Origin of the sequence: Mesorhizobium sp. (assembly GCF_965229135.1) — a bacterium.
Taxonomy (GTDB): Bacteria; Pseudomonadota; Alphaproteobacteria; order Rhizobiales; family Rhizobiaceae; genus Mesorhizobium.
On record NZ_OZ245860.1, the window covers coordinates 35973 to 61314 of the forward strand.

Annotated in this window: 21 protein-coding genes; 10 read left to right on the forward strand and 11 right to left on the reverse strand. The window is 64.3% G+C overall.

The window, feature by feature from the left end:
* Positions 1-92: 92 nt before the first annotated feature.
* Positions 93-1343 carry an aconitase X gene (locus ACO07C_RS00195; RefSeq protein WP_421912224.1) on the forward strand — a complete coding sequence of 417 codons (1251 nt, stop codon included), beginning with the start codon at positions 93-95 and terminating at the stop codon, positions 1341-1343.
* On the forward strand, positions 1340-1780 hold the full coding sequence (locus ACO07C_RS00200) for an aconitase X swivel domain-containing protein (RefSeq protein ID WP_421912225.1): 441 nt from the start codon (positions 1340-1342) through the stop codon (positions 1778-1780). The genes ACO07C_RS00195 and ACO07C_RS00200 overlap by 4 nt, the downstream gene beginning before the upstream one ends.
* A 268-nt stretch (positions 1781-2048) precedes the next feature.
* On the opposite strand, the gene ACO07C_RS00205 is transcribed toward ACO07C_RS00200, so the two are convergent.
* Positions 2049-3134, reverse strand: a complete 1086-nt coding sequence (locus ACO07C_RS00205) for an SIP domain-containing protein (RefSeq protein ID WP_421912226.1) — start codon at positions 3132-3134, stop codon at positions 2049-2051.
* Positions 3135-3136: 2 nt separating this feature from the next.
* Complete coding sequence (locus ACO07C_RS00210; protein ID WP_421912227.1) at positions 3137-5263, reverse strand: TonB-dependent hemoglobin/transferrin/lactoferrin family receptor; 2127 nt, start codon at positions 5261-5263, stop codon at positions 3137-3139.
* Positions 5264-5444: 181 nt separating this feature from the next.
* Here ACO07C_RS00210 and ACO07C_RS00215 point away from each other — a divergent pair, with 181 nt between their 5' ends.
* Positions 5445-6398 carry a heme/hemin ABC transporter substrate-binding protein gene (locus ACO07C_RS00215; RefSeq protein ID WP_421912228.1) on the forward strand — a complete coding sequence of 318 codons (954 nt, stop codon included), beginning with the start codon at positions 5445-5447 and terminating at the stop codon, positions 6396-6398.
* A 38-nt stretch (positions 6399-6436) separates the two neighbouring features.
* Here ACO07C_RS00215 and ACO07C_RS00220 read toward each other — a convergent pair whose 3' ends face one another.
* Together ACO07C_RS00220 and ACO07C_RS00225 are read right to left on the reverse strand one after the other, a co-directional pair.
* Entirely contained in the window at positions 6437-7918 is a 1482-nt protein-coding gene (locus ACO07C_RS00220) for an HAL/PAL/TAL family ammonia-lyase (RefSeq protein ID WP_421912229.1), read from the reverse strand.
* Positions 7915-8916 (reverse strand): ornithine cyclodeaminase family protein, encoded by a 1002-nt coding sequence (locus ACO07C_RS00225; protein WP_421912230.1) that lies wholly within the window; start codon positions 8914-8916, stop codon positions 7915-7917. Before ACO07C_RS00225 ends, ACO07C_RS00220 begins: the two co-directional genes overlap by 4 nt.
* 233 nt (positions 8917-9149) lie before the next feature.
* Between ACO07C_RS00225 and ACO07C_RS00230 the strand changes: the two genes are divergently transcribed.
* From ACO07C_RS00230 to ACO07C_RS00260, 7 genes are all read left to right on the forward strand, one after another.
* Positions 9150-10586, forward strand: coding sequence for a DHA2 family efflux MFS transporter permease subunit (locus ACO07C_RS00230; protein WP_421917410.1), 1437 nt, complete (start codon positions 9150-9152; stop codon positions 10584-10586).
* A gap of 273 nt (positions 10587-10859) precedes the next feature.
* The gene (locus ACO07C_RS00235) at positions 10860-11846 is read left to right on the forward strand and encodes an ABC transporter permease (RefSeq protein ID WP_421912231.1); all 987 of its coding nucleotides are present in this window, start codon (positions 10860-10862) and stop codon (positions 11844-11846) included.
* A gap of 62 nt (positions 11847-11908) precedes the next feature.
* Entirely contained in the window at positions 11909-12934 is a 1026-nt protein-coding gene (locus ACO07C_RS00240; protein WP_421912232.1) for a sugar ABC transporter substrate-binding protein, read from the forward strand.
* A 77-nt stretch (positions 12935-13011) separates the two neighbouring features.
* A complete protein-coding gene (locus ACO07C_RS00245; protein WP_421912233.1) occupies positions 13012-15135 on the forward strand; it encodes an ABC transporter permease in 2124 nt (707 codons plus the stop codon).
* A complete protein-coding gene (locus ACO07C_RS00250) occupies positions 15132-16187 on the forward strand; it encodes a hypothetical protein (protein WP_421912234.1) in 1056 nt (351 codons plus the stop codon). The genes ACO07C_RS00245 and ACO07C_RS00250 overlap by 4 nt, the downstream gene beginning before the upstream one ends.
* Entirely contained in the window at positions 16187-17683 is a 1497-nt protein-coding gene (locus ACO07C_RS00255) for a sugar ABC transporter ATP-binding protein (RefSeq protein ID WP_421912235.1), read from the forward strand. The genes ACO07C_RS00250 and ACO07C_RS00255 overlap by 1 nt, the downstream gene beginning before the upstream one ends.
* A 399-nt stretch (positions 17684-18082) precedes the next feature.
* The gene (locus tag ACO07C_RS00260; protein WP_421912236.1) at positions 18083-18490 is read left to right on the forward strand and encodes a carboxymuconolactone decarboxylase family protein; all 408 of its coding nucleotides are present in this window, start codon (positions 18083-18085) and stop codon (positions 18488-18490) included.
* Between the two features lie 43 nt (positions 18491-18533).
* Here ACO07C_RS00260 and ACO07C_RS00265 read toward each other — a convergent pair whose 3' ends face one another.
* The 7 genes from ACO07C_RS00265 to ACO07C_RS00295 all read right to left on the reverse strand — a co-directional run bounded on the left by ACO07C_RS00265 (position 18534) and on the right by ACO07C_RS00295 (position 25333).
* Complete coding sequence (locus tag ACO07C_RS00265; RefSeq protein WP_421917411.1) at positions 18534-19421, reverse strand: amidohydrolase family protein; 888 nt, start codon at positions 19419-19421, stop codon at positions 18534-18536.
* The gene (locus ACO07C_RS00270; protein WP_421912237.1) at positions 19421-20725 is read right to left on the reverse strand and encodes a vWA domain-containing protein; all 1305 of its coding nucleotides are present in this window, start codon (positions 20723-20725) and stop codon (positions 19421-19423) included. Before ACO07C_RS00270 ends, ACO07C_RS00265 begins: the two co-directional genes overlap by 1 nt.
* The gene (locus ACO07C_RS00275; protein ID WP_421912238.1) at positions 20722-21603 is read right to left on the reverse strand and encodes an AAA family ATPase; all 882 of its coding nucleotides are present in this window, start codon (positions 21601-21603) and stop codon (positions 20722-20724) included. The genes ACO07C_RS00270 and ACO07C_RS00275 overlap by 4 nt, the downstream gene beginning before the upstream one ends.
* Positions 21591-22613, reverse strand: a complete 1023-nt coding sequence (locus ACO07C_RS00280) for a xanthine dehydrogenase family protein molybdopterin-binding subunit (RefSeq protein WP_421912239.1) — start codon at positions 22611-22613, stop codon at positions 21591-21593. The genes ACO07C_RS00275 and ACO07C_RS00280 overlap by 13 nt, the downstream gene beginning before the upstream one ends.
* Position 22614: 1 nt before the next feature.
* A complete protein-coding gene (locus ACO07C_RS00285) occupies positions 22615-23982 on the reverse strand; it encodes a xanthine dehydrogenase family protein molybdopterin-binding subunit (protein ID WP_421912240.1) in 1368 nt (455 codons plus the stop codon).
* Positions 23983-23994: 12 nt separating this feature from the next.
* Positions 23995-24477 carry a (2Fe-2S)-binding protein gene (locus tag ACO07C_RS00290; RefSeq protein ID WP_421912241.1) on the reverse strand — a complete coding sequence of 161 codons (483 nt, stop codon included), beginning with the start codon at positions 24475-24477 and terminating at the stop codon, positions 23995-23997.
* Between the two features lie 61 nt (positions 24478-24538).
* Entirely contained in the window at positions 24539-25333 is a 795-nt protein-coding gene (locus ACO07C_RS00295; RefSeq protein WP_421912242.1) for an FAD binding domain-containing protein, read from the reverse strand.
* Positions 25334-25342 lie beyond the last annotated feature (9 nt).

Sequence of the window (25342 nt, forward strand, 5' to 3'; positions counted from 1 at the left end):
GCAATGACGGCTAATCTCCCTCCTTGAGGGGGAGATGCCCGGTAGGGCAGAGGTGGTGCTGTCCCGCCGTCCCTAACGAGCCCGGAGCTGCAATGACCCTGCAACTGACCGCACACGACCAATCCATGCTCGACGGCGAGCAAGGCCCAGCCGCGGCCGCTGCCATGAAAATCCTCGTCGCCTTCTCCAATGCGGTCGGCGCAGGCAGCCTGCTCGACATCACCGGCGCCCATATCGATGGCTGCCTCTACCACGGCAAGGCTGGGCTCGATTTTGTCGAACGGCTGGTCGATGGCGGCGGGCGCGTCCGGGTGCCGACGACCTTGAATGTCGGCTCGTTCGATCTCATCCATCCCGGCATGGTGAAGATGCCGGCAGCGGAGGAAGTGCCGGCGCGGCGGCTCATGAAGGCGCATATGGAGCTTGGCTGCCAGGCGACTTTCACCTGCGCGCCCTACCAGACGCGGTTTCGGCCTGAATTCGGGCAGCAGATCGCCTGGGGCGAATCCAACGCCATCGTCTTCGCCAATTCGGTGATCGGCGCGCGCACCAACCGTTATGGCGATTTCATCGACCTATGCTGCGCCATGACCGGGCGCGCGCCGGCCTGGGGCCTGCATCTCAGGGAAAACCGGCGCGGCCGTATCCTGTTCGAGCTGGCCGCTGCAGACCCGGAGCCGAGCGACAGCCTGTTCGTCGGTGTCGGGCTTATCGTCGGGGAAGCCAGCGGCGACCGTATTCCGGTGATTTCAGGCCTGCCTCGCCCGCGCGACGAGGACCAGTTGAAGGCGCTGGGCGCGGCGGCGGCCACGACCGGCGCGGTGGCGCTGTTCCATGCGGTCGGCATCACTCCGGAGGCCGAAACCCTCGACGAAGCGTTCCAAGGTCGCGCGCCCGACGAGACGATCCGCATCACCCGTGCCGATATCGACCATGCGCTGGCCAGGCTCTCGATGGTGCCGGACGGCGCATCACTCTCGGCTGTATCTCTGGGCACGCCGCACTTTTCCCACGAAGAATGGATGCGCCTGCTGCCGATGCTGCGCGAAGTCGCACCGGGCAAGGGTATTCCGATCTATGTCAACACCGGGCGTGCAACACTGACACGGCTGCAGGAGGAGGGCGCGCTGGCCGGCATGGAGGCTTTTGGCCTGATCCCGGTCACTGATACCTGCACTTATGTCACCTCGATCCTGGAGCGTCTCGAGGGCGTGGTGATGACCAATTCCGGCAAATGGGCGCATTACGCGCCGGGCAATATCGGCGTGTCCGTGGCCTTCGCCGAAATGAGGGATTGCATCCGCTCCGCAGCCGTCGGGCATGTCATGCGGAGCGCATCATGATGCAATCGGTGGAAGTCTTTGAAAGAGCCGGCACTTTCCAGCTGGCCGGTGCGGCCCAGGGCCACGCGCTGGTGCTTTCGCAGCCGCTCAGCTTCTGGGGCGGCATCGACGCCGAAACCGGCGACATAATCGACCATTCGCATCCGGGGCTCGGCCAGAATGTGGCCGGCAAGATCCTGGTCATGCCGAGCGGGCGCGGCTCGTCGTCTTCGTCGTCTGTCCTGGCCGAAGCGATCCGCCGGGGCACGGCACCGGCCGGAATCCTCATGGAGCGGCCGGACCCGATCCTGGCGGTCGGCGCGATCGTCGCGGAGTTTCTCTATGATATCCGCATGCCGCTGGTCGTGTGCGACATTGCAGGGATCGTTTCTGGTGAGCGGGTTGCGATTGGCATCGGAGCGGATGGCGGAGCGATCGTCAAAATCATTGAAAGGTAAGCGCTGCCCCTCATCGCCCTGCCGGCGTTCGTCATTCGAAAAGCCAAGCAATTGGCTTTTCGTCCGCAAGCGGACCATTCCTCAACTCCCCGTATAGTGACGGGGAGAAGGGGGCAGGCCGCAACGCCGGCGTTCCTTCTGCAACGCTGGAGATTGGCGAAATCATCGGCGAAGGCCTCCCTCTCCCCGTCACTATACGGGGAGAGGATGCCGGCAGGCAGGTGAGGGGCAGCGCCAATGCTTCTCATTTCATCCCGTCATCAAACCCTCAGCCCGCCATCAGCCCCGCGGCACCACGCCGCCAATAGGCTGCCGCCAGCGTCTCGTCGCGACCAAGCCCAAGCGTTCCCCGCCAATGCTCGCGTATGACTTTCGCGGCGGTGGCTTCCGCCGCGAACCAGCCGAAGGTTGATACATCCTTCGGCCACGCCACCGCGCGGACGGCCGCGGCCAGCCGCTGGTCCTCGCCAGCCGGCACGCCGTTTCTCTTCAGCCAGTGCAGTTCAATGCCCGTGGCGTTGGCGATCTCCTGCCTTTCGCCGTCATCGGCGATTTCGACGAAGGCGACGCCCCGGGTCTGCGCGGGCAATGTCTCCAGCAGGCGCGCCAGGGCGGGTAGGCCGGTTTCGTCGGCGCCCATGACATAGCAGCCCGCTTGCCGCACCGGGCGGCCGACCGGCCCCATGATGCCAACCTTCATGCCGGGTGCCGCCTGCGTGGCCCAGGCGGCACCGACGCTTTCGCCGGGATGGACGACGAAGTCGACATCGATGACGCCCTTGTCGACGTCGAGCGCGCGGATGGTGTAGACGCGCGCCACCGGACGCCGGTTATCGGCGGGCCACACCGGTAGGCCGTTACCGCCCAGCACCGGCCACATCGGGTCGGGCACGTTTCTGGTCGGGAACAGCATGCGGATGTGCATGCCGCCGAACTTGGCGAAGCGCGAGAGATCCTCGCCGGCAAAGCGGATGCGGCGCATGTGCGCCGTGAGGTCGCGAACGTCCGTCACCGTCATTTCGCGGAACTGGGCGAGGCTGGTCTCGCCCGAGAGATCGCCGGTCCAGACGATCTCCGGGTTTTCCTCCCTGGCATAGACCTGGACGGCCGTGGCCAGCAGGTCCTTGATGCGGGCCAGGCCGTCGCGGTCGGCCGCATTGGCCCGCATCACCAGCCGTTCCATGTCGAAGGAAGCGCCGCCAAAGGCGAAGCGGAAGTCGATGCGCCAGCCATCATGCGAAGCATCGGCTTCGAAGCTCTGCAGCCGGTCCGTGATGCGGTCCATGTAGTCAGGCAGGTTGCGCAGGTTCAACCGCGCCTCGCAGGCCAGTTCGTTCGCCGATGCCTGGCTCATGCTCAGCCTCCTATCCTGCCGGTGAGCGCCAACTTGAAGGTGCGGCCCTTGCCCTGTTCCGTTGCCGCCGTGGTCGACCATGCGCTTTGCGGGTCGGTGTAGGCTGTGTTGAAGACGTTATCGATGCCGAAATCGACCTTCGCGTTGTCGTTGATGCGCCAGTTGGCAAAGACATTGACCAACTCGAAGGCGTCATCGACGAGGATCGGGCTGCTCGGATTGGTGCGGCGGGTGCGGGTGATCTCGCCGATGCCGAGATATTGGACGCCGACGGTGAGTTGGTCCTCCAGCATGCGGAAGCCGATTGTGGCCGAGAAACGGTCCAGTGGCGTGTTGTTCAATGGCTGACCCGAATAGACCCCGCTTACGACCTTGGCGTCGATCAGTGCACCGGAGAGGTTCACGAAGCCCCAGCCATAGTCGTAGACGGCCTCTGCCTCGATGCCCTTGAGCCGCGCGTCGCCGATGTTTTTCGCAGTGCGAGTTATCCCCGCACGCAGGTCGGCTTCGATGTAATCCTCGACGTCGGTGTGGAATAGGTTGACCTTGGCTCGCAGGCGGTCGCCCGCCGCCAGAACATCGTCGTATTTCAGGTTGATGCCGGCTTCCCAGCTTTTCGCCGTCTCAGGCTGGAGAAGCAGGTTGGGCACATAGGCGTCGCCTGAGCCATGCGCGCCGCCACCACGAAAGACATCCTGCAGGCCCGGCGCCCGGTAGCCTTCGGAGTAGGTGCCGTAGAGCTGAAAACCTTGGAATGGCGTGACGCCGACCGTGAGGCGTGGCGACCAGCGATCGCCGGAGATCGAGGCTTCCTGCGACGGCACGGTCTTGGTCTCACCATCGAGCGTGTAGCCGTCGTAGCGCAGGGCCGTTATGACTTGCAGCCACTCTTCGTAGTCGCCCTGCCATTGCAGGAAGCTGCCATAACCCTGCTGTTGGCCGGCGCCGAAATGCGCTGCGTCCGAGGATCCTTCGAGGAAGTAGTAGTCGAGGCCGTAGGTCAGCGTGTGGGCGATGCCCCAGGCATCGAAACGCGACGAGTTCTTCACGTTGAAGCCGGTCGTGGCAACATCGTAGAAGCGGAAGTTGCCGATCGCGGAGGTGGGCCAGACCTGCGTCTGCTCGGCGCGGGTGCGGTTGTGGTAGGCATTGGCGCTGAAGTCGATCAGGTCGTTGTCGTCGGGCTTCCAGGTGTAGGCGGCGGTGTAGGTCTGGTTGGTGGTGTTGGTGTCGTAGCGGCTCAGTGTCGGCGAGGTCGAGCCGCTGGAGCCGGTGATCAGGTCGTTGTAGCGCTGCAGGATGGCACCAAGCTTCAACTCGTGGCCATCGGCCGGCCGCAGCGTCGTCTTCAGGTAACCGCTGGTAACCCGCTCGCCGGTCCATGGCACGGTGGCGCCATTGCCGTCGGTGTAGCTGTCGCGGTCGCGATAGACGAGGTTGCCGATGACGTCGGCATCCTCGTTGAAGCGATAGGCGCCGGTGGTGCTGGTGGTGAAACCCTGGCCATTGCTCTCATAGCCGAACTTCTCGCTCAGCGCCCAATGCTCTCGCGGCTTCAGGAAATCGCTGGCGTCCTTGGTTTCGAAGGAGACGACGCCACCGATGCCGCCCGAGCCATAGGCATTCGACACCGGGCCGCGAATGACGGTGGCTTCCTTGATCAGATCGGGCTCGACATAGAACGAGCCCGAGCCATGGCCGACGCGCCAGTAATCCTGGCGGGCACCATCGAGGGTGACGACGACACGGCCATACTGCTCCAGGCCGCGAATGTTGATGGCGGTCGCCGGATCATCGCCATTCATCGACGCGGCAACGCCGGGCGTGGTGCGGAAAATGTCGGCGGCGGTGTCGGGCTGGATGCGGTCGAGTTCCTCTTGGTCCACGGCGCTGATCGCGGCCATCGAATCGATGACGGCGGTCTTGATCATGGTCGCGGAGATGGTGATCAGGTCGAGGACCGTCGTCTGCTGGTTCTGGGAGGCCTGTCCGATTCGATCGGTCTTGGCGGCGGCGCCCTTCTTTTCCGGCTCCTGCTCTTGCGCATTGGCGAGCGGTGCGGCGCTCAGGCCGAGTGCGAAGGCGAGCGCCGTGCTCGCCATCAATGCGGTGTTGGTCGTCGTTCTCATGAAATGCAGCCCCCAGGCAAAAGCAAGATTGCTGGCGGTGGCCGAAGGACCTTGGCTGGCATGACGGAAATCCCTCGACCAGCGGGTCGGGGCAGGGGTCACTTATTAAAACATGATGACAAGAGTCAACTTTAAATTTATAGGCCAACCATCATTGAAATCAGCGGCATAGGAGCAAGGCATGATGAGCGGTGAGAACGGATGCGGGCGGCCAGGCTGGTTCCGGCCCGGCAAACTGGCGGCGTTGCTGCTGTTGTCGCTCTCGGTGCTTGCGCCCTCCTGCGGTTTCAAGGCGCTGGCCGCCGATACGGTTGTCGACGCGCTGGGGCGGACTGTCACGCCGGGACCGGCGACGAGAATCCTGACGCTCGGCTCCGACGTCACCGAGATCGTTCACGCGCTGGGCGCCGGCGAGCGCATCGTCGGCGTCGATCGCGGCAGCAAGTATCCACCCTCCATCACGCAGAAGCCGAATGTCGGCTACCGGCGCCAGCTCTCCGTCGAAGGGCTGGCCGGCCTGCGCCCCGATCTTATCCTGGCGGCGGAGGACAGCGGGCCGCCGGAAGCGATGGAGGTGCTGAAGTCGCTGGCAATCCCGACGATCTTCATTCCCGAGGACAACAGCGGGCAGGGCATCGAGCGCAAGATCACGCTGATCGCGGCCGCGCTTGGCGCTGAGGACAGGGGAAGGGAGCTTGCGGGTGAGGTTCTCTCCTCCTTCCAGGCCGCCGCCGATCTGGCATCGAAAGTCCCGCCAGACCAGCGCAAGAAGGTGGTGTTCTTCCATGGGCTGGCGCGGCTGAGCGCCGCCGGCGCGGGTACTTCGGCCGATGCCATCATCCGCCATGCTGGCGGCATCAATCCGATGGCTGTGGTCGACGGCTACAAGGCAGCCTCGGAGGAGAAGCTGATCGAGATGGCGCCCGACGTCATCCTGATGATGAGCGACGGCAAGGGCGGGCCCACCGCCGATGAGGTGTTCGGCAACCGTGCGCTGTCGGCCACGCCGGCGGCGAAGACCAAGGCGCTGGTCGTGCTCGACGGCGCCTACATGATCGGCTTCGGCCCGCGCACCGCCGATGCGATCCGCGACCTGGCGCAGGCGCTGTACCCGCTGGCGAACAGCGTCGACTAGGGAGTGGTCGGGTCAGTTCGCGATCGATCGAGCCAAGGCTATGGCTGCCACGTCCCATTGGCGAGAGCGGTATTGAGCATGTCCGCGTCGACGCCGAGCGGCCTGTCTTCCTTCAGCGGCTGGACCAGCGCGCGCACCGCGCCAAGAATGGCGGCCGTGGCCGGCGCCAGCGTCAGTCCGTCGCGCAGGTCGGCCGCCTGGGCGGCCGCCATCAGTTCGAAGGCGATCAGCCGTCGCCACAGCACGATCATGTCGGCGCATTTCGAAACGGCGAGCGGCGTTTGCGTGGCGTGGTCCTCGACGCCTTCCGAGACCGGCAGGAAGTCGAGCATCACCGGATTGGCCTTGTGACGGATGGCCCCGACAATGGCGGTCACCGTCTTCTGCAGCGGCACGAAACCAGCGGAGGCACCGCCGACCGGCGACAGATATTTTGGCAGGCCATTGCGGCCCGAGCCTGTCAGCTGGATGAAGCGGGCGGCACAGGCGGCCGCACTTTGCGCGATCGCCAGGCCGAGCATTTCGAAGGCCAGCGACAGCGAGGCGGTGTGGAAATTGCCGGTCGACATCACGACACCATCGTCACCCAGCACCAGCGGATTGTCGGCGGCGGCATTGAGCTCGATCTCGACGGCCTGCCTGGCCCGATCGATCGCCTCGATCAGCGCGCCATGGATCGATGGCATGCAGCGGATCGACAGCGGATCCTGCAAGGTCGTGGGCGGCGGCGCCTCCTCGCGCGCCAACAGGCGGTTCAACTCCTTGGCGGCTTCCTGCTGGCCAGCCGCCGGCCGTGCCATGTGCAGGCGCGGATCGAGGATGGTGCGGTTGGCACCGATGCCCTCCATGGTCAGCGCGCCGGCCTGTTGCTGCTGGACGAAAGCGGATAACGCATCGGCGATCGCCAATGCGCCGCCGCCGGTTGAAGCCGCCGATGCGTTGATGAGCGACAGGCCGTCCTTGGGCGCCAGGCTGATCGGGGCGAGGCGGGCCATCATCAGTGCCTTGGCCGCCGGCATGCGCCGTCCCTGGTAGTCGGCCTCGCCTTCGCCGATCAGCATGCGGCCGATGGCAGTCATCATCACGAGATCGCCGGCGCCGATCGAACCGAGCGACGGCATCACCGGATGGACGCCGGCATTCAGCGCGTCCACGAGCGCGGAGTAAACGGCGGGCGAAAGGCCCGAGCCGCCAGCCGACAGCATGGCGAGGCGGGCAAGCATGGTCGCGCGTACGGAGGCCTCGGGGAGAGCCTCGCCGACCGCGCCGCTGCGCCCTTCCAGCAACTGGCGCTGGAAGGCCGACGCGTCGCCTTCGACCGATGTGCCGAGATTGGCGCCAAGCCCGGTGTTCAGACCGTAAATCTGCTGGCCGGAAGCGGCGGCCTCGTCGAGCACCTTTCGCGCCCTCTCCAGCCTGCCGATGACATCCGGTCCGATCTCCACCTTGCGTGCTTGCCGGGCGACGGTCGTGACATCGCCAACGCTGACGCCGGCTCCGGTGAGGACGAGCGCGCTCATGCGAAGCGCAGCCTCTGGCCGATGCCTTGCGCCTGGGCCTTGGCCAGCATCGCCTTGCCCAGTGCGATATCGGACAGCGACAGGCCGCGATGCCAGAACAGGATCGTCTCGTCGTCGCTCTGGCGTCCCGGCTTGAGGCCGGCGGCGATCTGGCCGAGCTCGGCGTGCAGCGTCTTTTCGCTCAGCCGCCCGGTCTCGACATGGGCACGCAGCGAGCCGAACTTGCCGCCCTTGCACTGGCCCCAGTCGTCGACCACCATCTTATGCATGATGTCGGTCAGTGACAGTTCCACCGCGCTCATGGTGCCATAAGGCACGACCAGCGCGCCGGGCTTGATCCATTCCGTCTTGAGCAGCGGTTGCGGTTCCGGCAGGCGCGAGGCCTCGACGACGATGTCGGCACCCTTGACGCAGCTTTCCCAATTATCGACCGCCGTGACCGGCTTGCCCAGATCGGCCGACAGTTTCGCGGCAAAGCCGTCGCGGCTTTCCGGGCGGCGCGAATGGACGCGGATCTCGTCGAAGTCGAAGAGATGGTCGAGCAGGCGCACATTCCAGTAGGCGGTGCCGCGCGCGCCGATATGGGCGAGAACCTTGGAATTCCTGCGCGCCAGATGCCTGGCGCCGATGGCGGTGACGGCGCCGGTGCGCATGTCGGTGATAACGGTGGCGTCGAGGATTGCGCGCGGCGTGCCCGTGCGGGGATCAAACAGATTGAGGATGCCGAATTCCGACGGCAGGCCGTGCAGATAGTTGTCGACGTAATCGCCAACGATCTTCACGCCCGCCGTATCCAGCGGCGCGACGTAGCCGCGCAGCACGTTGAAATGGCCGTGAAAGGACGGGTCGGGCTCGAGATGGACGCGTGGCTCGATCACCGTCTGGCCCTTGCCCTGCGCCACGAGTCCCGCCTCGACCGCCTCGATGATCTCACCGTCGGTCATCGCCAGTGCTTCGATATCAAGGGCGTTCAGATAGTCGATATAGATGGGTTTCATGCGCAAGGGTCCTGCTCGAAAGGAGCGAAGCGAGATCGCTGGTGCCATAAGCCGGTTCGGCGGCGAGGCTGTATTCATTACACAACAGGGCGCGCCACAACAGGAAGGATGCGACACGAAAGTTTGTTGACCCATTGTCTGGACGGCTACCGCCGAATGCTGTTCAAACCGGTTCGTCGTCATCCGCCGGCTAGCGCTGCATGGCGCTACGCAGTCCCTGGACCGTCCAACGCATGAACGTCACGCCGCAAAAAGAAGCCTTTTCGAAGCCGGATACTGCCAATGCGCGTCGGGTGGCGCTCATCGTCGCCATCGCCTTCTTCATGCAGTTTCTGGATTCGACCATCATCTCCACCTCGCTGCCGCAGATGGGGCAGTCCTTCGGCGTGCCGGCGGTGGCGATGAGCATCGGCATCACCGTCTACATGCTGACCATGGCGGTGTTCGTGCCGCTGTCTGGCTGGCTCGCGGACCGGTACGGCGCGCGCAACATTTTCCTTCTGGCCATCGCCATGTTCACGCTGGCCTCGCTCGCCTGCGGCTTCTCGCAGAACCTGACCGAGTTCGTGGCGGCACGCGCGGTGCAGGGTTTTGGCAGTGCGCTGATGACGCCGGTCGGGCGTATCCTGGTGTTGCGCAATGCGCCCAAGTCGGAGTTGCTCAACGCCACCGCCCTCATCACCTGGCCGGCATTGTTCGCGCCGGTGATCGGGCCGGTGCTGGGCGGCTTCATCACCACTTACCTGTCCTGGCACTGGAACTTCTTCATCAATATTCCACTTGGGCTGGCCGGGCTGGCGCTGGTCGCGCGCTTCATCCCCGGCGACCGCGAAGCCGACCCCAAGCCGCTGGACTGGCCGGGTTTCTTTCTGACGTCGCTTGGCCTGGCCTTGCTGCTTTACGGGCTCGAACGCATCGCGCATCCGGAAGATGGCATCGCGACGACATTGCTGCTAATCGCCGCTGGCATCGTCATCGGCTGGCTGGCGGTGCGCCATCTGGCTGTTGTTCGCCATCCGCTGCTCGATCTCTCGCCGTTCAAGGTGCTGACCTTCGCCATCTCGACGCTTGCCGCCGGCACCATCTTCCGGGTGGCGATCAACGCAACGCCGTTCCTGCTGCCGCTGCTGTTCCAGGTTGGCTTTGGCATGAGTCCCGTCGATGCCGGCATGATGATACTCGCCTATTTCCTCGGCAATCTCGGCATGAAGGTGGTGACGACGCCGACGCTGCGCCGCTTCGGCTTCCGCTCCGTGATGGTCGTCAACGGCGTCATCGCCTCGGCGTCGATCATGGCCTGCGGTGCGATCTCGCCGCACACGCCTCAACTGGTGGTGATCGCCTTGTTGCTGATCGCCGGTCTGTCGCGTTCCATGCAGTTCACCGCGCTCAACACGCTGGCCTTTGCCGATGTCGCCGCTGATCAGCGCAGTTCGGCGGCGACCTTGTCCTCGATGCTGCAGCAGGTGGCGATGCTATTCGGCGTGGCGGTGGCGGCGGCGATCCTCAACCTGTCGCAGATCGCCAGGGCTCGGCCGGCGCTCGATCTCGTCGATTTCCGAATCGCCTTCGTGCTCATCGGTGCCATTGGCCTGGTCGCATCGTTCCGCTTCCTGGTGCTGCCAAGGCACGCGGGTGCCGAGGTTTCCGGCCACAGCCCAAGGAATTGAAATCGAATTTTCGCCGGTAACGCGGAGACAAATTCCATCGTCTGACCCCGGCACGCAGCGAAGCTTTCGCGAGGCGTCCGATCCGCGCAACCAATTGCCAAAAGTGCAGGCTTTTCCGGGCATTGCGCCAGTTCCGGCAATCGATCCGGCCACCCGGCGAATATGGCGGCGTGCAGCCCCTGTTGAACGCGGATTCATTTGACGAACCGGCGTTTGGCCGATTAGCTTTCCCCCGGGATGGCAGCGCTGCCATCGGGGCGAAAGATATCAGCAATGAACACGACCGGCTTGCCGAGTTTGAGGCGCCTGAACCAGGAAGGCATTGTCTTTGCCATCGCGGTCATCCTGTTCGTTGCCGCGGCCATAGGCCTTCCGGGCTTCATCGATCCCAACAACCTCGTCGCCATCGTCCGCTCCGTGTCCGTGCTCGGCATACTGGCGCTTGGCATGGCCGTCGTCATCATCGGGAGGGGCATCGACCTGTCGGCCGTCGCGATCATGGCGATGTCGGTCGCGTGGTACCTGCAACTCCTGAACACGGGAACGCCTGACGGGCTGGCCTTCGTCTATGTGCTGGCCGGCGTGCTGGCGATCGGGTTGCTCAACGGGTTTCTCGTCGCCTATGCCGATGTTCCGGCGATCTTCGTGACGCTGGCGACGGGCTCCTTCGTCTTCGGCTATGTCCGCTCGCAACTGATCACGCAGGATGCGGTGCCGGTGCCGCAGGGGCATTGGGTGGAGCTTCTGGGCGGCCTGCGCTTCCTCGATATTCCAGTCGAAGTCTTCGTCTTCGCGGGCTTGGCCTTCGTCTTCTTCCTGTTCCTGCGCTACACCAAATGGGGCCGCTATATCTATTTCGCCGGCGATAATCCGGTGGCCGCGCGCAACATCGGGATTCCCGTGCGCCCGATGCTGGTGCTGCGCTATGTGGTCTCGGCGATCGTCTCGCTGGTCGCCGGCCTGCTGACCGCCGCCAGCCTGCATTCGATCAACACCCGCGTCGTCAACTCCACGCTGCTCTACGACATCGTGCTGGTTGCGGTGATCGGCGGCATCGGGCTTTCCGGTGGGCGGGGCGGGGTGCGCAACGTGCTGGTTGGCGCCGCGCTGATCGGCATCCTGCTGAACGCGATGACCATCATCGACATTCCGCTGCTTTATCAAAACCTGATCAAGGCGGCGATCCTGCTTGGCGCCATCATCGTCGACGGCATCATCAATCCGCGCGACGAGCAGACCGCCCAGCAGGGCGACATCTAGGGGTACCCGGTCCGATCCATTTCGATCGGCCGGCAATGACAACTGAAACGAGAGGATCAGACATGAAATTCATCAGGACATTGATGGCCGCGGCCACGGCGCTTGCCGTCACTGCCTTCGTGGCGCCAACCTTCGCCGCCGACGATCCTGGTCCGGCGGCCTACGCGCAGGCGCTCAAGGGCAAGCGCGTCATGCTGGTGCCGCTGGCCATGGGCTTCGACCTCGCACAGGGCTGGGCACATTATCTGAAGAGGGAAGTCGAAGCCTGGGGCGGCGTATTCGAAACGCGCGACCCGAACTGGGTGGTCGATGCCGGCGCACAGGCGATCACCGATGCCATTTCCTCGGACACGCGTCCGGACGTGCTGATCATTCACGCACCCGACCTCAATTCCTATTCCAAGCTGATGAAGAAGGCGCAGGCGGCGGGCACCTACGTGCTGCTGGTCGACAATCCCGCCAACTTCCCGGCCGATGCCTTCGTTGGCAGCGACTGGGACCGGCTCGGCCAGCTCGAGGCCGAAGCGGCGATCAAGGGCTGCGGCCCGAATTCGTCGAAGAAGATCGGACTGGTGCAAGGCGACCAGGCGAACTCTTCCAGCCTCTACCAATATGCCGGCATCATGAAGGTGCTCGACAAGAATCCCGACTTCAAGGTCGTGGCCAAGCCAGACTCCAACTGGGACGCGACGACATCGCGCAACGTGACCACGACGATGCTGCAGCAGAACCCGGATATCTGCGCCATCATCGACTTCTGGGACGGCGACGCGACCGGCGCGTCCGCCGCGATCCGCGATGCCAAGCTCGACGGCAAGGTGTTCCTGGTCACCACCGGCGGCGGCGAAAAGGCCGCAGATTGCGACAAGCTGGCTGATGGCACCTATGGCGCGGTCGTCATGACCGACCTTGCCCGCCAGTCGGGCGACATGAACGCGATCATCAAGTTCCTGCTGCAGAGCGGCCAGCCGGCCGGCACGTCGCACACCTACATCTACACGCTGGAGAAGGCGACGACCAAGGCAGACCTCAAGCCCGACAGTTGCTGGGACCTGAAGGCGTTGCAGGCCGAAGCGGCGGCGAAGTAAGCCGCACACTCCAGTCCGATATCAACGAGGTGGCCGGATTGTCCGGCCACCTCTTTCTCTTGAAGTAGCAGCAGCCGATGTCCTTTCGCGAACGCCTCCAGTCCTGGCGCTACAACCTCGTGCCCGATCATGTCGTCGGCGAAATCCTGACCAAGCGGTGGACCGACAACGCCATCCCGTTCCTGGCGCTGGTGGCGACACTTGGCGTGTTCGGCTCGATCATTCCCGGCTTCTTCAAGCTGGGCTCGTTGCAGGAATCGACGCGCCAGCTCGGCGAATTCTCGATGGTCGTCACCGGCATGACGGTGGTGATGCTGGGCGGCGGCATCGATCTATCGGTCGGGTCGATCTTCGCACTGTCCTGCTTTTCCGCCGTCTATGTCTTCTTCATCCTGGAACAGTCGATCTGGCTGGCGCTGGCGGCTTCGCTCGTCACCGGGCTGGTTTTCGGCGCCATCAACGGCTACCTCGTCGGCTACCTCAGGCTGCGCGCCTTCCTCACCACGCTGGTCACCTTCATCTTCGGCAGGGCGCTGTTCGACATCCTCGTCACCACCTACGCGGCCGACGTGCAGCTTTCGACCGCGACGTCCAAAGTCCTCGACTTCATCGGCGACAGCACCTTCTGGGGGCTCTCGGTCTCGGTATGGCTGGCGATCATCCTGGCCATCGTCACCCATATCGCGCTGACGCGGTCGCGGCCGGGCTGGCATGTGCTGGCGGTCGGCGGCTCCAGGCGCTCGGCGCACAATGCCGGCATCCGCGTGCGCCGCACCGTGTTCATGACCTATGTCTTCTCCGGCTTCTGCGCCTCGATCGGCGGCTTCCTCATCGCGTGCCGCTTGAGCGGGGCAGGGCCGGGCACCGGCCTCAACCTCGAGATCATGGCACTGACGGCGGCAGTGGTCGGCGGCGTCAGCCTCGGCGGCGGACGCGGCTCGGTGATCAAGGGACTGATGGGCGCGATCATCGTCCTGACCATGACCAACGGGCTGATCCGTCTGGGCTACGGCACCGGCACCAACCAGATGGTGCTGGGCATCATGCTGGCTGTCGCCGTGACCATCGACATTCGCTGGCTGAAGAACCGCCACAAGGTTCTGAACGAGGTCTATGTCGCGCCGGTATATCTGAAGATGGGCGCAACGCAGTCAGCCGCGCCCGGTTCGGGCACGCCCTATGAACTCGACAATCGCCTGTCGGCCGCCGACCATATCGGGCTTGGTGAGTTGGAAGGGCCCGAAGACGTCATCCTCGACCGCGACGACCATCTCTATTGCGGCACGCGCCATGGCGAGATCGTCCGCTTCTTCGCGCCGGATTATGTCAGGTCGGAAGTCTTTGCCCATATCGGTGGCTTCCCGCTCGGCCTCGCCTTCGACAAGGCGGGCAATCTGATCAGTTGCGTCGGCGCCATGGGACTGTATTCCGTCTCCCCTGATCGAGAAGTGAAGCGCCTTTCGGCAGAGACGTCGCGGTCCTGGACCTCGATCGTCGACGATGCGCGGCTGCGCGATCCCAATGACTGCGATATCGCGCCGGATGGCCGCATCTACTTCACGGATTCGACCAAGCGCTACGACGCGCATGACTGGGCTTTGGACTCGATCGAGAACCGCGCCACCGGTCGGCTGCTGGTCTACGATCCAAGGGATGGTTCGACCAAGACGCTGCTCGACGGCTATCGCTACACCAACGGTGTCTGCATGGCGCATGACGGCAAGTCGCTGTTCTTCGCCGAAAGCTGGGCCTGCCGCGTGCACCGCTACTGGCTGGAAGGGCCGAAGGCCGGCACCGCCGAATGCGTCATCCGCGACATGCCGGGCTATCCCGACAACATCAACCGGGCGTCCGACGGCAATTACTGGATGGCGTGGCTGGGCATGCGCACGCCGAGCTTCGACCTGTCGTTGCGCCATCCCGACATGCGCAAGCGCATGACACGACGGCTGCCGCAGGACGAATGGCTGTTCCCCAACATCAACACCGGCGGCGTGGTGAAGTTCAACGAGACCGGCGGCATCGTCGAGGCGATGGGAGACCTTTCGGGCGGCGCGCATCCGATGGTGACTTCGATGCGCGAGCACAAAGGATATCTCTTCGTCGGCGGCATCCTCAACAACCGCATCGGCCGCTACAAGATCGCGGGCGCAGACCCGAACTGGACCAGCCCGGCTTCCTATTGGGGAGCGAAATCATGATCCTAGATCCGATCCTGGATATGTTTCGTGGCAAGGCGGTCACCATCCCGCCGCTCGACGGCGCCTTTCGCCCCAACACGCGGCTGGACGATGCGTCGCCTCTGACCAGTCTGGCTGAGCCAGACAATCTTCTGGTTGCCGATGGGCGGCTTCTGGCCTCAAGCGGCAATGCAATCTATTCGATCAAAGCCGGTGCTGAACCTGCCGTGGCCGAGACCTTTCCGTCTGCCGTGACCGCGCTGGCGCTGTCGCCGTCAGGCCAGCCGACGGTGGGGCTCGAAAGCGGCAAGCTGCTGATGGCCGGCAGCGAGATCTCACTGCCGGCGGAAATTCGCTGCATCACCGCACTTGCCTATGCCGATGATGGTGCGTTGTGGCTGGCCAATGGTTCGGCCGAGCACACGCCGTCGCAATGGGCGGCCGACCTGATGAAGAAGGGCGCTTCCGGTTCGCTATGGAGATGCGGCCCCTCGGAGATTCGCATCCAGAAAGTCGCGGGCGACATCGCGTTCCCCTACGGACTTCATCCCAAGGGGCGGGATGTGCTGGTCAGCGAAAGCTGGCGTCACCAACTCGTCCGCTTCGATGGCGCGACCGGCAATCGTTCAACGGTGCTGGCGCATTTGCCTGGGTATCCGGCGCGGCTGTCGCCGTCCGCTGATGGCGGGGCGTGGCTGACCTTGTTTGCGCCGCGCAATCGGCTGATCGAATTCGTGCTGCAGGAAACCCACTACCGTCAGGACATGATCGACCAGGTGCCGCCGGCCTACTGGATCGCGCCGGCGCTGGCCTCCAACCGCAGCTTCCTCGAACCGCTGCAATGCGGCGGCATTCGCACCATGGGCATTCACAAACCTTGGTCGCCAAGCCGTTCCTACGGGCTGGTAGTCAAGTTGGACCAAAACATGCAGCCGCAATTCAGCCTGCACAGTCGCGCCAACGGCACACGCCATGGCATCTGCAGCGTAGTCGAAAAGGACGGTAGGCTGGTCATCGCCTCCAGGGGCGGCGACTGCGTGCTGGCCGTCGACCTCGCATCGGGAGGTTTGTGATGGAAGCGATCGTTCGACTGGAAGACGTCACCAAGACTTATCGCGGCGTGCCCGCGGTCAAGAATGTCAGCTTCGAATTGCGCAAGGGCGAGATCCACGCGTTGCTCGGCGAGAATGGCGCCGGCAAATCGACGCTGACCAAGATCATCGCCGGCGTCGTCGACGCCACCTCGGGCAAGATGTTCCACAAGGGCAGGGAGATCGCCTACGCCTCGCCGCACGCGGCGCTTGAGGCCGGCATTGCCATGGTGTTCCAGGAGACCAGCCTGGTGCCGTCGATGACGGTGGCGCAGAACCTCTATCTCGGTACTGAAAAATTCCTCAACCGGCTGCGCGGCACGTATATTTCAGCACAGCAGTTCCTGCAGTCGCTGAATTTTCCCGTCGACCCGAATGCGATGGTGGCGACGCTGGGCGCGGCCAAGCGGCAGATGGTCGAGATCGCGCGTGCCGTCCACCACAATGCCGAGATCATCATTTTCGACGAGCCGACGGCGACGCTGACGCCGGAGGAGAAGCGCCACTTCTTCGCGCTGATCCGCCGGCTCAAGGCGAATGGCGTTTCCATCGTCTTCATCAGCCACGCGCTGGAAGAGGCGCTTGGCATCGCCGACCGCATCACCATTTTGCGCGATGGCGAACTGGTGATCACCGACGACACATCCGCCTTCGACCGCGACAGGATCGTCGCCGCCATGGTCGGGCGCACTTTGTCGGGCCAGCTCTACCAGCAGCGCGACGAGGCGAAGCTTCGCAAGGCCGGGCGGAAGGTGCTGTCGGTGCAGGACATCTCTATGAGCAATGTCGTGCGCAACACATCCTTCTCGATCTTCGAAGGCCAGATCACCGGCGTGTTCGGGCTGATCGGCTCGGGCCGCACCGAGACCTTCAAGATCGTGTCCGGCATCTACAAGCGCGATTTCCTGCGCGGCGGGGCCATCGAGCTCGATGACAAACCGGTACGTTATCTGGTGCCGAGCGAGGCGGTGGCCGACGGCATCGTCTACGTCACCGAGGACCGCAAGAGCGAAGGCATCTTCGAGACGATGGGCATTGCCGAGAACCTGTTCGGCGGGCTGCTGGCGGCCGGCCGCGAAAAGGCCTGGGTGATCAACCAGCAGGAGATGCGGCAGCTTGCGGCTGAATGGACGAAGACGCTGAACATCAGGGCGATCAACGACAACGCCCGTGTGGTCGAACTGTCCGGCGGCAATCAGCAGAAGGTGGTGATCGGCAAGGGACTGGTTCAGAAGCCACGCATCGTCATCTTCGACGAGCCGACGCGCGGCGTCGATGTCGGCGCCATCGCCGAAATCCACCAGATCATCAACCGGCTGGCCGACGAGGGTCTGGCCGTCGTCGTGATTTCTTCCTACCTGCCGGAGATCATGAACCTTTCCGACCGCATCCTGGTGTGCCGTCAGGGCCGCATTGTCGAGGAGTTTTCGCCAGCGGAGGCGACAGAAGAGAAGATCATGTACGCGGCGGTACACTAGATTCAGGTGAGGCCGGCACCTTTTTTCGAGGTTGCAGAACGAGGTGGTAGGTTGCGGACAGCCCCTTCTCCCCGTCACTATACGGGGAGAAGTGCCCGGCAGGGCGATGAGGGGCGGCGCTGAGGTTGGCGATTGGCTGTCCCGCGCGAAGTCACCCGAGTCCGTAGCGCGGGTGACGCTCGGCAAGCCTCGCTGTTCGAAACGTCGGCGCTGCCCCTCACCTGCCTGCCGGCATCCTCTCCCCGTATAGGGACGGGGAGAGGGGGGCTTGTCGCTCGGGCTTCGCCAATTGTTGGCGCTGCAGGGGCGCCAAGGTTACGGATGGGGGCAATTCTGTCTGCATCGCAAATGGTTTAACGGCATTTTTTCACATCGCGATTCAAACGAAAGGACCAGGCCATGGCCACCACAAAACTTCTTAGCGACGCCGAGGTCGAGAAAATCCCGGCCGTGAAGGCCGTGTTCGACGATATCCGCGCGACGCGCAAATCCGATTTCGTCAACAATTTCTGGCGCGGGCTGGCCAACGATCCAGCCTCGCTGAAGCGAACCTGGGAACAGCTGAAGGCGGTGATGGTTGCCGACAGCGCCATCGACCCGCTGACCAAGGAGATGATCTACATCGCGGTCTCCACCGCCAATGGCTGCTCCTACTGCGTTCATTCGCATACGGCGGCCGCGCGGGCCAAGGGCATGACCGATGCGCAGCATGGTGAACTGGTGTCGATCATCGGGCTGGCCGGGCAGACCAACGATATGGTGACGGCGCTACAGATTCCGGTCGATCCGCAGTTCGAGGTGAAGTGAGGGGCTTCCTTCTCCCGCAGGGGGAGAAGGTCAGTCTTACGCGCTACACAGGCCGATAGACCTTCTCCGCCGTGTTCCAGAAAACATCGGCTTCCGCCGCCGCACCGTGCTTCGCGACCGCTTCCCGATGGGCCTTGATCAGCGCGGCGTGGCTGGTCCACAGTTTCTCGATCGGGAAGTTCGAGCCGAACATCAGGTGATCCGTGCCCAGTATGTCGATCGTGTTGTCGACGATGTAGGCGATCAGTGCCGGATCGTTGCGGTGGACGAAGGTGCCGAGGCCGGACAGCTTGGCGTAGAAATTGGGCGCGGCCGACAGGGTACGCAGGCCCTGCATCCACGCTTCCGTGGTTTCCGGCTCCATGCCGGTCAGCATGCCGGCATGGGTGAGGATGAAATCGGTCCGCGGGTTTTCGCCGACCAGCGTCAAGCCATCCTTCATCTGTGCTGGGAACAGCTGCAGGTCAAAGGACAATCCGTAATCCTTGAGCCGGGCGACATTGGCTCGCACATTGGGATCGATGACCTGGTCGGCCGAGGCGGCGAAGCGGAAGGCCGGCGTCTCATGCCAGTGCAGTTGCATGCGCACGCCGCGCAGCAGCTTGTATTTGACCAGCCGGTCGATCCGCGGCCTGACGTCGTCCACCGTCATGTCGGCGTAGCCGACGATGGCGTGCGGCCAGCCGGTCTCGTCGGCGGTCTTCTGCAGGAAGGCGACTTCCTTTTCGAAATCCTCCTTCGCCCAGTTGGTCTGGACATAGACGGCCTTCTCGACGCCCGAGCCCTTCTGGTCTTCGAGGAATTCCTCGATCGGATAGTCGCGGCGGATCGGCTCGTAGGGGCCGAAGATGCGCGGCACCATAGGTCCCACGAGCCATGGCTGATCCTGCTGGCGCCAGATGTGGAAATGCGCGTCGATGGCTTTCTGCATCACGATACCTTTTTCCAGATTGCCGCCGCGGCCGGGGCAGGGCGGGCAAGCGACAGGATGAAACCGGTGAGGCTTTTCACCGATGAGCCGTCGATGAGATCGTCCAAGGCCGGCAGGATGGCGCTGAGCGCCGCCGTCACCGGGCGGAAGCGAGGATCGCCGGCCAGCGGTGTCGCCAGCGACAGCCGGAAGGCACGGGCGCTCAGCCGGCGCATGGCTGTCTCCAGTTCGGCATGGCCGCCGCGTTCCAGCGCGTCGGAAAGGATGACGACGGCCGCTCCGCGCGCGAAGGCGGAGAATCGCGGCACCGAGAGAAACGCGAGCAGCGTCGGCCCCATCCTTGTACCGCCGTCCCAGTCGTCGACCTGGGCGGCCGCGCGCGCCAACGCCTGGTCGCGGTCGCGGATACGCAGCGCGGTGGTGATACGGGTCAGCCGCGTGCCGAAGGTGAAGATCTCGGCGCGATCAGCGCCTTGCACGGCGGCATGCGCCAGCTTGAGATAGTCCGCCGTATGCAGCTTCATCGAGCCGGAAACATCGATAAGCAGCAGCAGCTTGCGCGGCACGGTCTGGCGGCGGCGCAGCAGTGGCGAGGGGACATCGCCATCGGCGCTGACGATTTCCCTGAGCGAGCGGCGCAGGTCGAGCTTGCCGCGCGAGTGCGTGCGTTGGGTGCGGAAGGCGCGGCGCGCGGGCAAGGCGGAGGCGAGCTTGCGGCGAAAGGCGTTCAGCCCATCGTCGTCCCGCTGGAAATCGCGCGTGCTCAATTGCTCCAGTGCCGATGACAGTTCGCCGCCTTCCTGGCTCTGTTCGGCCTGGATGCGTTCGTCGTCGGCGCCGCCATCATCCTTGATTTGGGTTTCCTCGTCGGTCTCGCCCTCGACGACGGCGGATGCGTTGCCATGGAAATGGCTCTGGAAATGCGCTTCGAACTCGTCGCGGCGATCCGGCGGTGGTGCGAGCGTGGCAAGGGCGGCCTCGCGGATGTCGGCCATCGATCTGGGACCGAGCAGGGTCACCGCATGCATGAAGTTGACGACCTGCTCGGGCGCCACGGCGAAGCCGTAGCGGCGAAGCAGGCGTGCAAAGCCGAGCAAGGGCGCTACGGCGCGGTGTAAGTGCTCCTCTCCCCATTTACGGGGGTGCGAAGGACGGGTCGAGACAGGCGGCTCGACCCCTGATGCCGGCAGGCGGATGAGGGGCGGCGCCCACTTCTGGTGATCATGGCGCTGCCCCTCATCCGCCCCTTCGGGGCACCTTCTCCCCGTGAACGGGGAGAAGGGATCGTTCAGGTCTCGGCTCACGCCAGGGCCTCCTCGACGATGCGGCCAAGCTCGGGCGCGATGTAGGATAAATCCTCCTCGTCCTTGATCAGCACGCCGATGGCGCGGCGGAAGGCTTCCGGCCATGGGCTGCCGCCCTTTTCCAGAATGGTCGCTGCGTTGGCCCATTCGACCGCCTCGGCGATACCGGGTGGCTTGGCCAGTGGGCGTGCTCGGATGGTTTGCACGGCTGTGGCCACGGCGCGTGCCGTCGCCTCGGCCACATCTCCGGCACGCAGCATGATAATGGCGGCTTCGCGCTCGGCGTCGGGATAGCCGATCCAATGGTAGACGCAGCGGCGGCGCAGCGCCTCGGCGAGTTCGCGGGTGCGGTTCGAGGTCAGGATAACGATCGGCTGCGCTTCGGCGCGGATGGTGCCGCGTTCGGGAATGCTGATCTGGAAATCGGAGAGGAATTCCAGCAGCAGCGCCTCGAACTCGTGGTCGGATCGATCGATCTCGTCGACCAGCAGCACGCGCTGCTCCGGCGCCTTCAGCACCTGCAACAACGGCCGGGCGATCAGGAAGCGATCGTCATAGATGTCTATCTCGCGTTCGCCGGCATGGCGGATGGCGAGTAGCTGGCGCTGATAGTTCCATTCATAAAGCGCGTGACCGGCGTCGATGCCTTCGTAACATTGGAGCCTGACGAGGTCGCGGCCGAGCAGGCTGGCAATGGCTTTCGCGGCCTCGGTCTTGCCGACTCCCGGCGCGCCCTCAAGCAACAGAGGCTTGCCGAGCCGGATCGCTAGGAAGATGGCGGTTGCCAGGCTTTCGTCGGCCAGATAACGGGAGGCTGCGAGCTGCTCCGCCACTGCCTCCGGCGAGGCCGCTGATGTCTCGGCGTTCACCCCGGGCATGTCCTCAGTTCGCCGCTTGCGCCTTTGAGCGCCCGCAGGATGCGCTCCGGCGTGATCGGCAGCGTGTCGACGCGCACGCCGACGGCGTCGAAAACGGCATTGGCGACGGCGGGTATCTGCGGGTTGGCGCACATTTCGCCCGGTCCCTTGGCACCGTATGGACCATCCGCCGAGGGCCGCTCCAGCACGATGATCTCGGTTTCGGCGAGATCGCCGGGGCCCGGCATCAGATACTGGTTGAAGTCGGTGCCGCCATGATCGCGGTTGGGATAGTACGGCTCGGTCGTCTCGTAGAGCGCGTGGCTGATGCCCATCCACGATCCGCCGACCAGCTGTTGCTCGACCATTTTCGGGTTCAAAGCGCGGCCGATCTCGAAGACGTTCTTCACGGTCAGCACCGTGACCTCGCCTGTTTCGTCGTCGACCTCGACCTCCGCCACCGTGCAGGCGTGGGCATAGCAGGTCGAAGGCTTCATCGCGCCGGTCTCTTTTTCCGGATAGGAGCGCGGGATCAGGAACATGCCGCGTCCGGAAATCGAACGGCCACGCTTGAAATGCGCCGACAGGGCGACATCGAAGATCGATATTGATTTCTGCGGCGCGCCCTTGACCAGGATGTTGCCCTGGCCGTCGGTCTCGAGGTCGGAGGCATTCACTTCCAGCTCTTCGGCGGCCACTTCCAGCATCACCTGGCGGGCTTCCTTCGCGGCCTGGATGACGGCGTTGCCGGCGCGGTGCGTGCCGCGTGAAGCGAACGTGCCCATGCAGTGGGGGCCGGTGTCGGTGTCTGCGGTGTCGACGACGACGCGGTCTGTGGGCACACCGATCGTCTCGGCGCAGATCTGCGCCATGATCTGTTTCATGCCCTGGCCGAGATCGACGCTGGAAAGCGTCACCATGAAGTTGCCGGTCGGGGTCGAGTGCACCAGCGCCTGCGTCGGATCACCGCCGAGGTTCATGCCCGTGGGATAGTTGATCGCGGCCACGCCGCGTCCACGCCTGATCGCCATCTCAAGCTCCCTTCACATAGGATGACATCGCCATGAACTTCTCCGCCACCGGCCAGTTGGCGGCGCGCGAGGCTTCCTGCATGCACTCGATGAGTGCCGCCCCCTCCGTCGGCTGGCGGTGCGCCTTCATGTCGCCGTCGCGGTAGGCGTTGATGAAGCGGAATTCGAGCGGGTCCATGCCGATCAGCCGCGCCAGCTTGTCCATCTGCACCTCCAGCGCGAAGTCGCCAATGGTGACGCCGAAGCCGCGCATGGCCGATGACGGCGTGCGGTTGGTGTAGACGCAATAGGTGTCGATCCAGACATTGGGAATGGTGTAGGGGCCTGGATAGTGGCCGGCGCCCTTCTGCGCGCCATAGGGCGAATGGCGCGAATAGGCGCCGGCATCGGTATAGCCGGTCACCTTGCGCGCGATAATGCGGCCATCCTTCATGACGCCATCCTTGATGACGACCTTCTCGGCCGCGCGCGGTGACGAGATCTGCATCTCCTCCTCGCGGCTGTAGATGAAGGAAACCGGACGGCCGGTGAGCTTGGCGCCGAGGATGGCGATCGGCTCGACGATGACGTCAACCTTGCCGCCAAAGCCGCCGCCGACAGTGCCGCCGACGAAATGCAATTTGCTGCCGGGCATCCGCAGGATGATCGATGTGTTGTCGAGCGTGAAGAACATCGCCTGCGTGTTGGTGTAGCAGGTGAAGCGGTCATTGCCCTCCGGCGCCACGACGCAGCCGGTGGTCTCGGTCGGTGCGTGCTCTATCGGTGAGGACTGGTAGCTCTGCTCCAGCACGTGATCGGCCTCGGCAAAGCCTGCCTCGACATCGCCGAAGCGCACCTTGCGGCACGCGCCGCTGTCATAGAGATAGTAGTTCTGGCCATGGTACTCATTGACCAGAGGCGCGCCCGGCTTCAGCGCTTCCTCCATGTCGAAGACCGCCGGCAGCACTTCGTAATCGACCTTGACCTTGGCGGCGGCTTCTTGCGCGGCGCGCTCGGTCTCGGCCAGCACCGCCACCACGGCCTCGCCCTTCCAGCGCACCTTGCCGTCGGCCAGAACAGTCTCATCCTCCGGGCCGATCTGGATCAGGATCAGGATGGTGTAGACGTTGTGCGGCACATCCTTGGCGGTGAGAATCTTTACCACGCCCGGATGCTTTTCCGCCTCCGAAGTGTCGATCGAGCGGATGCGGGCGTGATGGTGCGGGCTGCGCACCATCTTCAGGTGCAGCATGCCGGGGAAATTGCGGTCGGCGAAGAAGGCGGTCTTGCCAGTGACATGGCCGGGTGAATCCGAGCGTGGCCTGGGCTGCCCGATCTCGTGCAGGTCGTCCTTGCGAACGTCGGCGAAATAGTTCTTGCGCACTTCCATTCTTTTGGTCCCTCAGGCCGCGTTCTGCGAATTGGCGCGGGCCGCAAGCAGCACCGCCTGGATGATCGGCTCGTAACCGGTGCAGCGGCAGATATTGCCCGACAGCGCTTCCACGACGTCGTCGCGGCTGGGGTTGGGCGTGTGGTCGAGCAGCACCTTGGCGGCCATGATCATGCCCGGCGTACAGAAGCCGCATTGCGTGGCGAACGTATCGAGGAAAGCGCGCTGCAGGGGATGCAGCACGCCACCCTCGGCAAGGCCCGACGTCGTAGTGATCGACGCGCCGTTGCAGGTCTCGGCCAGCGTCAGGCAGGAGAGCCGGAGTTCGCCGTCAATGATGACGGAGCAGGCGCCGCAGGTGCCCTGGTGGCAGCCGCCTTTCGGCGCGGTGTCGCCGATCTTGTCGCGCAATGCATGAAGCAGGGTTGCGCCGCTATCGACGAACTCGGCCTTCTCAAGGCCGTTGAGCGTGAATTGAACTGGAACTTTTCCCATGTTTCCTCCTTGCGCGCCTGCCCGACGGATCGGACAGACGCGCGCCCCCGACGGGTGTTTTTCAGCCAATCAGCAACCGGCCGAGATGGACCGGCAGCACTTCAGCGCGATACCAGGCGCTAGCGATCGGATCGGTGATTGGCGATGTGCCTTCGCAGGCTACTGCCAGCGCCGGGCCAATGCCGTCAGCGTCAAGCTTCCTGCCCAGCAGCGCCTTTTCCGCCGCGTTGGCGCGTATGGGCTGATCGGCCATGCAGCCAAGCGCGATCCGGGCCGAGGAAACGGTGCCGTCGGCGGCCTGCTCCAGAACGGCAGCGATGCTGAGAACCGAGACGCCCTTGGGCTTGACCCGCGACGCTTTCAGGAAACGAAAGCCGCCTTGCGATGGAAGCGCGAAGTTGATCGATGTGACGATGGCGCGGCTGCCGTCACGCCCGGCCAGAAAGGCCTCGATCGGCGTTTCGCCGGCGTCCGTTGCAACCGTGGCAGCAAGCGCCAGCAAGGCAACGGCGAAGTCGCCATAGGGCGCCGGCGCGAACAGGTTGCCGCCGACGGTAGCCATGTTGCGCACCGCCGGGCCGCCGACGGCGCGCGCGGCCTTGGCAAGGGGGCCGAGATCCGGATGGCGAGCAATCGCCGCCATAGTCACCGATGCGCCGATGCGAATTTTTTCGCCGGAAACGGCGATGGCCGACAAGGCCGGATCAGTCGCGCGGACGAGGCCGGAGACCGCGACATCGCCCTCATTGGCGGCGCGCACGACCAGCGTGCCACCGCCGAGATAGCGTGTGCCCGGGAGCAACAATGCCGCGTTGGCATCCTTGACCGATGCGAAAGTCCGCAGTGCCAGCGCCATGACCCGCTC